The 13,678-nt window shown below is 60.5% G+C and carries 10 protein-coding genes; all 10 read right to left on the minus strand.

Features of this window, described 5'->3' with window-relative positions; translation table 11 throughout:
• Positions 1-140: 140 nt before the first annotated feature.
• Positions 141-2,141: a polysaccharide biosynthesis protein gene (locus ASF66_RS04285; RefSeq protein WP_056842854.1), complete on the minus strand. Its 2,001-nt coding sequence runs from the start codon at positions 2,139-2,141 to the stop codon at positions 141-143.
• A 100-nt stretch (positions 2,142-2,241) separates the two neighbouring features.
• A complete protein-coding gene (locus ASF66_RS04290; RefSeq protein ID WP_056843421.1) occupies positions 2,242-3,246 on the minus strand; it encodes an MraY family glycosyltransferase in 1,005 nt (334 codons plus the stop codon).
• Positions 3,247-3,248: 2 nt separating this feature from the next.
• The gene (locus ASF66_RS04295) at positions 3,249-4,220 is read right to left on the minus strand and encodes a UDP-glucose 4-epimerase family protein (RefSeq protein ID WP_056842855.1); all 972 of its coding nucleotides are present in this window, start codon (positions 4,218-4,220) and stop codon (positions 3,249-3,251) included.
• Positions 4,221-4,244: 24 nt separating this feature from the next.
• Positions 4,245-5,360 (minus strand): glycosyltransferase, encoded by a 1,116-nt coding sequence (locus ASF66_RS04300; RefSeq protein ID WP_082484429.1) that lies wholly within the window; start codon positions 5,358-5,360, stop codon positions 4,245-4,247.
• Positions 5,357-6,502: a glycosyltransferase family 4 protein gene (locus ASF66_RS04305; protein ID WP_056842856.1), complete on the minus strand. Its 1,146-nt coding sequence runs from the start codon at positions 6,500-6,502 to the stop codon at positions 5,357-5,359. Before ASF66_RS04305 ends, ASF66_RS04300 begins: the two co-directional genes overlap by 4 nt.
• Positions 6,503-7,399 (minus strand): GDP-mannose 4,6-dehydratase, encoded by an 897-nt coding sequence (locus ASF66_RS04310; protein WP_056842857.1) that lies wholly within the window; start codon positions 7,397-7,399, stop codon positions 6,503-6,505.
• Positions 7,399-8,430, minus strand: coding sequence for a GDP-mannose 4,6-dehydratase (gene gmd, locus ASF66_RS04315; protein ID WP_049859423.1), 1,032 nt, complete (start codon positions 8,428-8,430; stop codon positions 7,399-7,401). The genes ASF66_RS04310 and gmd overlap by 1 nt, the downstream gene beginning before the upstream one ends.
• A 339-nt stretch (positions 8,431-8,769) precedes the next feature.
• Positions 8,770-10,149, minus strand: coding sequence for a TolC family outer membrane protein (locus ASF66_RS04320; RefSeq protein ID WP_442962741.1), 1,380 nt, complete (start codon positions 10,147-10,149; stop codon positions 8,770-8,772).
• A gap of 35 nt (positions 10,150-10,184) precedes the next feature.
• Complete coding sequence (locus ASF66_RS04325; RefSeq protein WP_056842859.1) at positions 10,185-11,510, minus strand: HlyD family type I secretion periplasmic adaptor subunit; 1,326 nt, start codon at positions 11,508-11,510, stop codon at positions 10,185-10,187.
• 13 nt (positions 11,511-11,523) lie between these two features.
• On the minus strand, positions 11,524-13,347 hold the full coding sequence (locus tag ASF66_RS04330; protein ID WP_056842860.1) for a type I secretion system permease/ATPase: 1,824 nt from the start codon (positions 13,345-13,347) through the stop codon (positions 11,524-11,526).
• Positions 13,348-13,678 lie beyond the last annotated feature (331 nt).

Raw genomic sequence — 13,678 nt, forward strand, 5'->3', positions numbered from 1 at the left:
TAACCTCTATCAATCTAGGCGCCGCGGTGCAGACGGAGGGCCCTAGGAACTTAAAAAACCGAGTATAACCCAAACCTACCGCTCGTCGCTGATGGCTGCGCAGGAGCGGTTATCGGCATCGGAAAGGCCGGCGCGGCAGGTCAATCGCTGCCACCGCGGTGCTGCTGCAGGTGCAGCCAGTCGACGATCTCGCCTTCTGGCGCGTACCCGCTCACCGCTTCCTGCAGGATCTCGCGAACCCGGTCGAAATCGGTGTCGTCGAGTGCGCGCAGCAACGCGGCCAGTTCACCCTTGAGCCCCTCCCACGACAAATGATCCTCGTGGGCACTCATGATCATCGGGTGTCGGGTGGCAACCACGTTGTTGCCGATCAGCAGCTCCTCGTACAACTTCTCTCCCGGCCGCAACCCGGTGAACTCGATGCCGATGTCGCCCTGCGGATTCTGTTCGGAACGGATACTCAAGCCCGACAGGTGAATCATCTTCTGTGCCAGGTCGATGATCTTCACCGGCTCGCCCATGTCCAGCACGAACACCTCGCCCCCGCGCCCCATGGAACCGGCCTGGATCACCAATTGCGCGGCTTCTGGAATGGTCATGAAATAGCGAGTGATATTCGGGTGGGTCACCGTCACCGGGCCACCGGACTTGATCTGCTTGTGAAACAGCGGGATTACCGAGCCTGAGGACCCGAGCACGTTGCCGAAACGCACCATGGTGAAGCGCGTCTTGTTGACCCGCGCCACGTTGGCCGGGTCGCCGAACAGCACCGGTGCCACTTCGCGGCTGAGCGCCTGCAGGGTCATCTCCGCCAGGCGCTTGGTGCTGCCCATCACATTGGTCGGGCGCACGGCCTTGTCGGTGGAGATCAACACGAAATTGGCCACTCCGGCCTGCAGCGCTGCCTGGGCGCAATTCAGCGTGCCGAGTACGTTGTTGCGCACGCCCTCGGCGATGTTGTGCTCAACCATCGGCACATGCTTGTAGGCGGCCGCGTGGTACACCGTGTCCACCTTCCAGGTGGTCATCACTTCGAGCAGCTTGGCCTGGTCACGCACGGTGCCCAGAGTCGGCAGCATCTGTACGTTCAGCCCTTCGCGAGTCGCACGCTGCTCCAGCTCGCCGCTGATGGTGTAGAGATTGAATTCGCCATGGTCCAGCAGAATCAGCAGCGCCGGCTCCAGGCCCATGATCTGCCGGCACAGCTCGGAGCCGATCGACCCCCCTGCCCCGGTGACCAACACCGACTTGCCGGCAATGCAGTGCTCGAGGAGGTCATCCTGGGCAGGGACCGAATCGCGCCCCAGCAGGTCCGCGATGTCCACTTCCTGAATGTCGTCGACCTTGACCTCGCCGCTGGCCAGCGCCGTGAAGTTGGGCACGCTGCGCACATGCAGGGGAAAGCCTTCGAGAAAACTGAGAATCTGGCGCCGACGCGAACGCGAGGTCGACGGTAGTGCCAGCAGCAGTTCTTCGGCGCCGGTCATGTCGATCATGCGTTGGATATGCTTGGGCTTGAACACCTGAAGACCGGCGATCACCCGGTCGGAAATGCTGGGGTCATCATCGATGAACGCCACCGGACGCATTACCCGGCCCATGCGCAGCGCGGCAACCAGTTGATTGCCCGCCACACCTGCACCGTACACCGCCACCTTGGTCAAGCGATCGTCACGCCCGGCGAACGGCACGTTGTGCACCGCGTTGAACCAGTCGCCCATGAAGTACTGACGCATCGCCAAGCGCAGGCCGCCGATGATGACCAGGCTGATCCACCAGTAGTTGAAGATGATCGAACGCGGCACCACGGTCTGATGGTTGCTATACCAATACACCACCAAAGCCAGGATCAGCGACGAGAGGCTGACCGCCTTGACGATGGCCACCAGTGCATCGTTACCGAAGTAGCGCATCACCGCTCGATACATCCCGAAACGAATGAACAACGGTATCGCCACCAGCGGCGCGGCCATGAACAGCCAGTCGTGCGCACGAATCGGGTTGTACATGTCCTCGACGCCCAGGCGCACCAGGAATGCCATCCACAGCGCGACCCAGACCAGCACAATGTCCGTGACCACCTGCAGCATGCGCTTCTGGCGACGTGGCAAACCCAGCAAGCGTGTACGTAACTTATCCATCGACATTCGACCCAATTGGCCCCTGACCCTGACGGTCGGTTGCAGCAACTACGTAACCATAAGTGCGATCAGTGGATTGCACCAGCGCGCGAACGCAATTTCATATGCGTTCCAATTCGCCCGCATGATAACGAAAAGCAAGCCACAACAAAGGGATGTATGCAATGACGGTGCCCAGCACAGAGTTTAGACCGAAAACTGTCACGCACAGGGCGATGGGTAACAGCCACCCCAAGGTGATCAACGCCGTTGCAACGGTGACCGGCAGGTGCCTGCCGTGAACCCGTGAAGCGTACTGATAGGCATGGCTTCGGTGGGCCTGGTACACCTTGTCGCCGCGCAGCAGGCGGCGCAGCAGGGTGAACGTCGCATCGACAATGAACACACCCAGCAAGATGACCCAAGCCCAGAAATAATTCGGCTCGACCCAAGCGGCCTGGACCGAAAGGATGGCCAGGACCAGCCCGAGAAACCCGCTGCCCGCATCGCCCATGAAAATCTTCGCCGGCGGCCAGTTCCACAGCAGAAAGCCCGCCACCGCTGCAGCGAGAAAGGCCGGCAGCCACATCAACTGCGGATGCCCGCCCACGGCATAGATCAGACAAGCCCCGGCGCACACGCAGATGGCCTCGACACTGGCGATCCCGTCGATACCGTCCATGAAGTTGTAGAGGTTGAGCATCCACACCAGATACAACAGGCCGAACACCCACCATAGCGACGCAAGGCCATCGACTGCACCGAGCACACCCGGCATGCCGCCCAGCCACAGCAACGCCCAGGCGCCCGCACCGAAATGCCCGAGCAAGCGCCAGCGCGCGGCAATATGATTATGGTCGTCGAGAAAACCCACCACCGCCACCAGCGCACCACTGCCGAACAGCGCCAGCCAGGCGCGGGTGTCGAGCGTTCCGTTCAGGGTCAGCAGGGTTATGGCCGCGAGGAACACCAGCACAATGGCGACCCCGCCGCCGCGCGGCGTCGCTACTGTGTGGGAGCTGCGCGCATTGGGTACGTCCATCAGGCTGCGCGCCAGCGCATAGCGGCGCAACGCGTAGGTCAGCCCGTAGGCCATCACCAGAACGATTACCAGCCACAGCAGCATGCTCATCGACGACGCGCTTCCACGTAGGGCCGCGCGGTGGCGAGCAATGCATCGGCCATTCGGGTGGAGGGTTCCCAACCCAACAGCTGGCGATTCTTGTCGATATCCACTTCCAGCGACTCGAACAGACGCTGCGTGATTGCGCCTTGCCCCAGGGCTTTCGCCACGCGGCTCATCCACGGCAGCGGCACATCGAGCAGACGCGGCTTCTTGCCCAGCGCCGTTGCCATGGCTCGCACCAGACCTGCGGTCGACACTGCTTCGCCGTCACTGACCAGGAAGGTTTGATGGGCGGCCGCTGGATGCTCCAGGCAAGTGCACACCAGGTCTACAAGGTTATCCAAAGCGACCAGGCTGCGGCGATTGCTGGTTCTGCCGAATGGCAACGGTACGCCTTTGTCGACCAGGCTCATCAGCGCCTGGAAGTTCGCCCGTACGCCTGGCCCATACACCAGCACCGGACGAATGATCACCACTTCCATGCCCGTGGTCTCGGCCAGCGCACGCAGGCCCACTTCCGCTTCCAGCTTGGATACCCCGTAGGCGTCCTGCGGTGCCGGCTCGTCGTCGGCACGAAACGGCCGGCCTGGCTCGGTGGCTTCGCCATTGACCTTGATCGAACTGATGAACACGAAGCGTCGAACCCCGGCCTGGGCCGCCTGGCGAGCAAGGTTCAAAGTACCTTCGACGTTCACCCGGCGGAACGCGTCCAAGGGGTCGGTTGCGGACTCGCGCATGACATGCACCCGCGCAGCGGCGTGGACCACACTGTCGCTGCCCGCCAGGGCGCTGGTCCAGTCGGTGTCGGTGGCCAGGGTCGGAACCACGCACCCTTCAACGCCCAGAGGCAGTTGCGTGTAAGCGCGGCGAACTGCCGCCCGCGTGTTGGGGCAGCCCAGCTGCACCAGACGCGCCGCTACAGCGGCGCCGACGAAACCCGACGCGCCAGTGACCAAAACAGGTTTCGAGATCATGAGCCAGTACCTTGGTCGAGTGGGTTAACGCTGCAATACGTCGTGATACAACTGCACATAACTGTCCGCCATTCCTTGTGCGGTAAATACTTGCTGGAAACGCCGCGATGCGGCGGCGCCCATGGCACTGGCCATGGTTTCGTCGTTCCACAGCGCCTGCATGGCAGCCCCCAGCGCCTGAGAATCACGCGGGGGGATCACCCATCCGGTTTCCCCGGTGCGGTTGATGTAGCTCATGCCGCTGCCGATGTCGCACGAGATCATCGGCTTGCCGTACATCGCGCCTTCAAGCAGCGAAATACCGAACGACTCGGAGCGCAGGTGCGAAGGAAAGACAAAGGCGTGGCACAAGGTGAGCAGCGCCGCCTTGTCTTCGTCCGGCAGGCCGCCGAGAAAATGCACGTTGCCCACGTCCAACTGCTGGGCGTAAGCCTTCAGTTCGGCCTCCAGATGGCCACCGCCGAGAATCACTACCGGCAGCCCAGTCGCTTTGGCAGCATCCAGCAGGTAGTTCAAACCCTTGTAGTAACGCAACGCGCCAACGAACAGAAAGAATTTGCCAGGAAAGCGACCACGCCAGTGCGTCAGGCGCTCGGCGCTGGGTTTGGGATAGGTCGCCGGGTCGAGGCCGAAGGGAATGACCGACAGCTTCTCGGGAAAACGCTGCAGTACCGGGCTGCTCGCCGCGTAATCAGGCGAAGACACGACAATGCGGTCCATGGCCCCGAGAAAGCGGTTCATTAGCGGCTGATACACCTTGAGCAAAGTCTTCTGCTTGATGATGTCGGAGTGATAACTGACCACCGACGGCTTGCCCGTACGGCTGGCAAAATGCACCAGGTCCATGAACGGCCACGGAAAGTGGTAGTGGATCAGGTCCGCCTGGCTGGCCAATGCCTTGAAATCGCCCAGCGCCGACCAGGAAAATCCGGTGGAAGCCACATGCAGATCCAGTTTCGAGCGATGGGCGATGTGGTGCCCTACCCGCTCGTTGCGTGCGGCGCCGCGATCACTGAGGTACAAGACCTCGGACTGCACACCGCCAGCGGCACAGCCTTCAGCGAGTTGGAAGATGACCTGCTCGACGCCACCCATGGAATCGGGAAAGTAGGTCTTGAAAAAATGCAGCACCTTGATCATCGGTTTTCCAGCGTCTTGCGATAGGCGATCAGCGTTTGTGCGGTGCAGCGGTCCCACGAGAAACCGTTGGCGTGGGCCAGGCCCCGTTGACGTGCGTCCACGCGCCATTCAACGTCTTCCAGTGCCTGAGCCATATGCTTAGCCAAGGTTTCGATGTCCATTGCTTCGCACATCAGGGCCGCATCACCTGCCACCTCCAGCAACGAGGAGTTATCTGAGCAGACCACCGGCACGCCCGAGCTCATCGACTCAAGAACCGGCAGGCCGAAACCTTCGTACAGCGACGGAAACACGAACAACCGCGCGCCTGCGAACAGGATCGGCAGGTCCTCGGCCGGCACGAACCCCAGATAGCGCGCCCAGCCCTGGCGCTGCGCGGATTCGATGCGCGCGAAGATGGCTTCATTGCGCCAGCCTCGATAGCCGGCCAGGATCAACGGCCAGCGCTGACGCGTAGCCAGCGGCAGCCTTTCGTAGGCCGTGAGCAGCGTTTCGATGTTCTTGCGCGGCTCGATGGTGCCGGCAAACAGGCTGTAACCCTCGTGGGTCAGACCATAACGGGCGAGCACTTCGCTGGTTTCGTCGGCGCTGCGCGGATGAAATTCCGGGGAACTGGCCAGCGGTACGGCATCGATCCGCTCGATGGGCCAGTCGAAATACTCGGCCAATTCGCGCCGCGTGAATTCGGAATCGGTGATCAGGCGATCGGCCCGCTTCAAGGTCAGCCGCAGCTCTTTCTGCAGGTAGCGCGCCAGCTGTGGTGCATGACACTGGGACCAGGTGAACGGCGACAAATCGTGAAACGTCGCGATGCGAGGCCCTTTGAACGGCGGTAGATAATAATTGGGGCTGTGATACAAGTAGTCGCCATGAGCCTTCAAGGCTCGGGCCTTGAGCAGCGGCATCAGCAGGCGATAGGCCTCGATGGCGAGAAAGTTCTTCTGCACCGCACGCTTGAGGCTGTAGCCACTGCCAGAGGCATCGGCCGCACTGGGCAAGCCTGGCAGGAAACTGCGACCAGCAAAGAACTGCAGGTCAGTGATCTCGGGGCTTTTCTGCAGACGCCGCGCCAATTCATAGGTGTAACGACCGATGCCCGTCAGCGGAAAGCGGACAGGCTCGACGGAAAGGACAACCTTCATTTATTGGGCAGCCAACATCCATTGCAGGGTGTCGCGTAAGGGCGGGGTCTGCCAGTCGCCGACCAGCGAGCGCAGGCGGCTATTATCACCGCACAGCGTCTTCACTTCGTTGGCGCGCACAAACGCGGGGTTCACTTCCACGCGGATGCGGTGGCCGGTGATGCTTTCGCACAACTCGATCACTTCGCGCAGGGAATGGGTGACACCCGAGCTGACGTTGACGGTCTGCCCCAAGGGCTTGTTTTCCAACAGCCCGCGGTAGGCGGCGACCAGCGCACGAACGTCGCTGAAATCGCGCCATACATCGAGGTTGCCCAACTCGATGACTTCAGCCTTGCGGCGGAAGTGCGAAACGATCTTGGGCAACAGGAAATTGTCCGCCTGCCCCACCCCGGTGTAGTTGAACGGCCGGGTGATGACAATCGGCAGGCGGGTTTGCCACAGGCTGGCCATGTATTCCATGGCCAGCTTGCTGACGGCGTAATCGTTGGCCGGCGCGGGCGCCGTGCCTTCATCCAGCATGCCTTCGGATGCATTGCCATACACATTGGCGCTACTGGCCAGCAATACACATTCAGGCGCCTTGCCCGAAGCGGCGAGCGCTTCGAGCAAGTTGCGCGTCCCGATCAGGTTGACCTGATAGAACGCATCAGCCACACCATGGCCCACGAACGCCAACGCAGCGAGGTGGACCACATAGTCAGGCTGAAGCTCTGCCAGCAAGGCGGCGAGCCTGGACGCATCGTTCAGGTCGGCCTGGTAGTAACCAGGCTCCTCTGACGGCTGACTGCCCAGGCCGATGACTTCATACCCATGGGCTGTCAACTCGGCCGCCATGTAGCGACCGGTGAAACCCTGGATACCAGTGATCAATGCACGCTTGCCGACATTAGCCATCAGAACGAGAACCCTTGCTCATTGCGGCGCAGGTCGGCCTCGACCATCATGCGGCACAGCTCTTCCAGCGACGTTTTCGGCGCCCAGCCCAGCACTTCCTTGGCCTTGGCCGGGTTGCCGATCAGCAGGTCGACTTCGGTCGGGCGGTAGAACTTCGGATTGACCGACACCAGGACCTTACCGGTCTTGGCGCACAGGCCCTGCTCGGCTTCGGCTTCGCCCTGCCACTTGATCTCGATGTCCGCGGCCTTGAATGCCATGGTGACGAAGTCACGCACGGTTTCGGTACGGTTGGTGGCCAGCACGAAGGTGTCCGGCTCGTCGGCCTGCAGCATGCGCCACATACCTTCGACGTATTCCTTGGCGAAACCCCAGTCGCGCTTGGCGTCCATGTTGCCCAGTTCCAGGGTGTCCTGAAGGCCCAGCTTGATCTTGGCGACGGTGTCGGTGATCTTGCGGGTCACGAACTCACGGCCGCGCAGTGGCGATTCGTGGTTGAACAGGATGCCGCTGGTGGCGAAGATGCCGTACGACTCGCGGTAGTTGATGGTCATCCAGTGGGCGTAAAGCTTGGCCACACCGTAAGGGCTGCGCGGGTAGAACGGGGTTTCCTCGATCTGAGGAATGGCCTGCACCTTGCCGAACATCTCGGAGGTCGAAGCCTGGTAGAAGCGCGCTTTCGGGTTGACGATGCGGATGGCTTCCAGCAGGTTCACAGCGCCCAGGCCGGTGATTTCGGCAGTGGTCAGCGGCTGCTCGAAGGAAACACCCACGAAGCTCTGCGCAGCGAGGTTGTACACCTCGGTGGCTTCGGTGGTCTGCAGCAAGCGGATGCTGGCGGACAGATCGGTCAGGTCGTACTCAACCAGGTGCAGGTTGGGGTTGTTCTGGATACCCAGCTCTTCGATACGCCAGAAGTTGACGGAGCTGGTGCGGCGGTAGGTGCCGTAAACGGTGTAGCCCTTTTCCAGCAGCAGTTCCGCCAGGTAGGCGCCATCTTGACCAGTGATACCAGTGACAATAGCTTTCATGCGAATTAACCAACTCCATTTAGTGCCGACGAGGCAGCGAAAGAGAAACCGAACAACGCTTGCGGCAGCGCAAAGCACCGGCGCCTTATCTGTAAACCGCGGAGTATACATATACCCGCCAGATCAGCCCAGTCTCACCGCCTGCGTCATCTACCGTGCGACCTGATACGACCCCTGTAGCAGCGGCGCGAGCCGCGTCCGGGGGCTTCGCGCTCCAACTGACACACTGCGGAAGCCGCCGACGCGGCTCGCGCGGCTGCTACCGGGGCCCTGCGAACCCGTCCGGGTGCGCAGTGTTCCAACTGACACACTACGCAAGCCGATGCTACAGGGGATGGATCAGGATTTGGTTTTCACCTTGGCAACGTCGCCACCGGGCAGGCCTTGCTCGGGCTCTGGGCTGAGCCAGACGTTGACACTGTCGACACTCTCTTGGTTCAACTGCCCGCTCCAACGATTCAACATGAAAAGGTTGGTAATGAAGTCATACTGGGATTTGAGCAAATCCCTGCGCGCTTTGAACTCATTCTGCACGCTGGTCAAAACGTCCACCGCATTAACCACGCCATAGGCAAAGGCTTTCTGAGCTGCAACGCTGGACTGCTGAGCCGAAGACAAGGCGTTTTTGTTGGCGCGGATCTTTTCCACGCTGGCCTGAGCGGTGAGGTAGGCCGTGGTGGTTTCCTTCACCACCTGTCGACGCACACCTTCGAGCTCCTGCTCTGCGGCCAGTTGATCGTCATAGAGACCCCGCACTCGGGCAGAGGTAGACCCACCGCTATAGATGGGAACCTTTACACCCAGTGTCGCAACATAGCTGTCGCTGCGGGGAGTCAAGGTATTGTCGTAACCCACGTCGCTCTGCTGCGCACTGAGACTCACGCTCAATTGCGGATAGTGCCCACCCTTCCCTTCACGCACCGCAGCATCAGCAGCTTCGGCACCACTTTGGTAGGCCTTGAGCAACGGGTTGGCCTCCATTGCCTGGGACACGAAGTTGGCTAAGGGCGCGACCGGCGCCTGCAATGCCACGTCGTTACGCACCCGGCTCAAACGCTCATCAATGCGTCGCCCGACAATCTCCGACAGCGCTTCGCGACTCACCTGCACTTGATTACGCGCATCCACTTCCTGCGCTGCCAATGCATCGACCCGCGCCTTCAGATCCAGCTGATCAGTGATCTTGGCCATCTGCCGTTCATACAGCATGTTCACCCGATCAAGGTTCTTCTGCGTCGCCCGGCGCTCAGCTTGCACAAGTTCCAGCTCGTCATCCGCAGCCAAGGCAACGAAATAGCGCTTTGCCAAATCCACAGTAGCTTCGGCGTGGGAATCTTCAGCCTGGGCACCTTTCTGCGCCGTTACACTTTTGGCCTTCTGCCAACCTTCCCAGGCGGTCTTGTTGTACAGGTACTGGGTCAGGCTCAGGGAATAGCTTTTGTTGTCATAGATTTCCCGCGCGGCGTCGTCCTTGCGCAGAATCCGGTTGACGTTGCTCTGCGCCGACAGCTGCGGCAGCAAGCCACCAAGCGCCTCGCGCTGTTGTTCAGAGGCAGCACGAGCCCGAGCATAGGCCGCCAGTACCCGTGGATCTTCCAGGCGCGCCTCGCGATACAGTCCAGCCAGGTCGAGCGCGTAGGTCAACGCCGACACGGGCGGTTTGGGTGGCAAATCCTTGGGCACCACCGTTTCCGCCCCCACTGCTTGCAAAACGAACATGCTCAACATCACACCAGGTAGCAAACGCAGCACTGTCATTCCTCGATCATCGACTTGGCGAACATGTTGCGTGCCGGCTTGAGCAGGTATTCAAGCATCGTCCGGTCACCGGCGTTGATCAGTACTTCGGCAGGCATACCAGGCTGGAGCTTTCGATCACCTAGCTTCTTCATGCCGTCATCGGACACTTTCACCCGCACCAGGTAATAGGCATCGCCGGAGCGTTCGTCTTTCAAGGCATCCGCAGAAATTCGCGTGACTTCGCCTTCGATTACCGGTGTGGTGGCGTTGTTGAACGCGCTGAAGCGAATGTCCGCGCGCTTGCCCAACTCAAGCCGGTCGATATCAGCCGGAGCGACGTGTGCCTCGACGATCAGCTCGGCCGCCGCCGGCACGATGTCCAGCAATGGCGTGGCGGCGCTGACAACCCCACCCACGGTGTGCACCTTCATGTCCAGCACCATGCCGCTCTCGGGAGCGCGAATCACCACGCGCGACAGGCGGTCGTTAAGGGCTGCCTCCTTCTCCTGAAGATCGAACACCTGAGCCTGCACATCGGACAGCTCGTTGGCCACATCGGAGCTGAACTTCTTGTTCAGCTGGACGATGGACAGCTCGGTTTCGCTGATCTGCAACTGGGTCTTGACGATGGTCGACTGATGGTCGGCCACTTCAGTCTTGAGCATGTCGAGCTTGCGCTCCGACTCGAGCAAACGCTGGTTGTCGACAAAGCCCTGAGACAGCAGATCTTTGAGCTGCACGATCTCGCCACTGTAGGACTTCTCGAGGTTTTGCTTGGTCTTGATCATACCCTGCAGGCCAATGATTTGCTGCTTGAGCTGACTGATGCGCTCGCGCTGCACGGATATTTCGCTCAAACGCGAATCGTGGCGAGCCTTGAACACTTGCTGCTCACCGGCCAGTGCCTCCATAGCCCGGTCCGAATCGGTCCCGGTCATCTGTACGGGCGGCACCGATTGCAGGCCGTCTCGTTCGGCGCGCAGGCGGGCTTCCTTGTAGCGCGCCACGATCAACTGGTTGCGCGTGGACTCGTATTCAGCACTCAGCTGCGCTTCATCCAGGACGATCAACGGGTCACCCTGCTTGACCATGTCGCCGTCACGGGCATTGAGCTCCTTGATGATACCGCCTTCCAGATGCTGAACGGTCTTGCGGTAGCTCTGCACGGTAACGATACCGCTGCCGTGCACGGCATTGCTCAAAGGCGCCACGGCCGCCCAAGTGCCAAATATTCCAAAAGTGACGAAGATGATGGTGAAGCCGATGCGGCGGATGCCGCGATCAGAGATGGGCATGTCATCGAAGTTGTGGTCGAACGTGGTAATGGCTTTGCTGGTCATCGATGAAATCCTTTCACACGCCGGTCGATTGGGTATTGGTCGGGCCGGCAGGCGGCTTCGGTGTGGCGGGCGCAGCGGGTGGAGTCGGTGCAACGGGTGCACCTGGGGCTGCGGGCGCACCGGGCGCTGGCTGAGCTACACGCGGCTGAGCCTTGTTCTGTTGCGCTGCCAACTCGGCAATCACCTTGTCGCGCGGGCCGTACATCGAAATGGTACCGGCCGACATCACCAGGATGTGGTCAAGACGAGACAGAATGTTCGGACGGTGTGACACGATGAAGACCGTCGAGCCGTTTTCCTTGACCTTCTGCAGGGCCACACCCAACGCTCGCTCGCCCACTTCGTCGAGGTTCGAGTTTGGCTCGTCGAGTACGATCAGCTTGGGGGTGCCATACAGAGCACGCGCCAGCCCTATCCGCTGACGCTGACCACCGGACAGGTTCACGCCCTCGCTGCCGATAAGAGTGTCGTAACCGTCGGGCAGCATCAAGATCATCTCGTGCACTCCGGCGATTTGCGCGGCAAGGACGACCTTCTCGGCATCGACCTTTTCGAATCGCGCGATGTTGTCGCTGATGGTGCCTTCGAAGAGCTCTATGTCCTGCGGCAGGTAGCCGACATAGGGCCCTAGCTCATGCTTGTCCCAGGTACTGATGTCGGCTCCATCGAGGCGCACGACGCCGTGCTGTGGAGGCCAGATGCCCATCAAGGCTCGCACCAGCGTCGACTTGCCTGCAGCACTCGGGCCGACGATGCCGACGATGGACCCAGCCGGTGCTACAAAGCTGATATTGCGGATGACCGGCGCTTTGGCGCCAGGCGGGGCTACCACCAGATTCTCGACCTGAATATGGCCTTGCGGGGCAGGCAAGGCCATGCGTTCCGGCTCGGCATTGAGCTTGTCCAGCACCTCGTTCAGACGAGCGTATTGGACCTTGGCAGCGACAAAACCCTTCCAGCTTCCGATCATCTGGTCGATAGGCGCCAGCGCGCGTCCGAGCAGAATGGAACCTGCCATCAGCAGCCCTGGGTTGATCTCGTGAATGATCACCAGGTAAGCACCCATCGCCAGCATGATCGACTGCGACCACATACGAAACGTCTTGGAAATGGACGTGACCGCGCCGCCCTTGTCGCTGGCATTGGACTGCAACAGCAGAATGCGCCGCTGACGTACCGCCCAGCGATTCATCAGCGTTTCGAGCATGCCCATGGACTCGATGACTTCGGCGTTGCGCAGATTCTTGGTGGTGGCTACGTTGGATTTGACACTCTGCTGGTTGGCATCGGCCAAAGCCTGGGTGGTGAAGCGGTGATTGAGGAACGCCAGCACGACCAGCACGACGCCGCACGCCACCGTCATCCAGCCGAACCACGGATGGAAAAGGAACATGACGGCGGTGTAGATCGGGAACCATGGCGCGTCGAAGAAGGCGAAAAGGCCAGGGCCGGTCATGAATTGGCGCAAGGCCGTGAGGTCGTTGAGCGACTGAGCCGTCGCATCCATGCCGCCACTGTTGAGCGCACGCTTGAAGCTGGCACGGTAGACGTCTCGACTGAGCAGCACATCCAGGCGATTGCTGATGCGCACCATCATCCGCGAGCGCACCCATTCGAGTGACCCGAGAGTGATCATCAGGAACGTAAGGATCAGCGTCAGCATGATCAGCGTCGAGCTGCTGCTCGATGGCACGACCCGACCTGAAATCTGGATCATGTAGAAGGTCGGAACCAGCATCAGCGCATTGACGAAAAAGCTGAACACACCGACAGAAATGAAGCTGCTTTTGCAGGCCTTGAGGGCGGTCTGCAAGTTATTTTCCGGTAAACGACTCATAGTATCCGTACTTGAAAAAAGGCGAAAACGGCGCGCAGTGTACCACTCGCACAACGCTGGAGGGGACGTTCCTTATATAGCTGAACGTCAGCCCCTTAGAACCAAGGCTCCCGGAATAATAGGGAAAGGAGTCGCGTGGGAGTACAGGAATTTTCCTAATAATTTATTCAGCAAGCGGGTGAACTTGAGGAATCCATCGGGTTCAGCACGCCCAGGGAAAGGATTCCTGTGCAAACTCGATGACGTTGGGTTGACATGGAGGCAACGAGGCGATCCAACCGCAAACCAAACGGTGTTAGAGGCGATGGCTTAGAGCCATTACTCATCCGAC

Source organism: Pseudomonas sp. Leaf129 (genome assembly GCF_001423465.1).
Taxonomy (GTDB): domain Bacteria; phylum Pseudomonadota; class Gammaproteobacteria; order Pseudomonadales; family Pseudomonadaceae; genus Aquipseudomonas; species Aquipseudomonas coleopterorum.

What these genes read in the sequence shown, in the direction of transcription:
- ASF66_RS04285 (WP_056842854.1), bottom strand. Translation starts at nt 2,141, where the DNA reads ATGGATAAGTTACGTACACGCTTGCTGGGTTTGCCACGTCGCCAGAAG.
- ASF66_RS04290 (WP_056843421.1), bottom strand. Translation starts at nt 3,246, where the DNA reads ATGCTGCTGTGGCTGGTAATCGTTCTGGTGATGGCCTACGGGCTGACC.
- ASF66_RS04295 (WP_056842855.1), bottom strand. Translation starts at nt 4,220, where the DNA reads ATGATCTCGAAACCTGTTTTGGTCACTGGCGCGTCGGGTTTCGTCGGC.
- ASF66_RS04300 (WP_082484429.1), bottom strand. Translation starts at nt 5,360, where the DNA reads ATGATCAAGGTGCTGCATTTTTTCAAGACCTACTTTCCCGATTCCATG.
- ASF66_RS04305 (WP_056842856.1), bottom strand. Translation starts at nt 6,502, where the DNA reads ATGAAGGTTGTCCTTTCCGTCGAGCCTGTCCGCTTTCCGCTGACGGGC.
- ASF66_RS04310 (WP_056842857.1), bottom strand. Translation starts at nt 7,399, where the DNA reads ATGGCTAATGTCGGCAAGCGTGCATTGATCACTGGTATCCAGGGTTTC.
- gmd (WP_049859423.1), bottom strand. Translation starts at nt 8,430, where the DNA reads ATGAAAGCTATTGTCACTGGTATCACTGGTCAAGATGGCGCCTACCTG.
- ASF66_RS04320 (WP_442962741.1), bottom strand. Translation starts at nt 10,149, where the DNA reads ATGTTCGTTTTGCAAGCAGTGGGGGCGGAAACGGTGGTGCCCAAGGAT.
- ASF66_RS04325 (WP_056842859.1), bottom strand. Translation starts at nt 11,510, where the DNA reads ATGACCAGCAAAGCCATTACCACGTTCGACCACAACTTCGATGACATG.
- ASF66_RS04330 (WP_056842860.1), bottom strand. Translation starts at nt 13,347, where the DNA reads ATGAGTCGTTTACCGGAAAATAACTTGCAGACCGCCCTCAAGGCCTGC.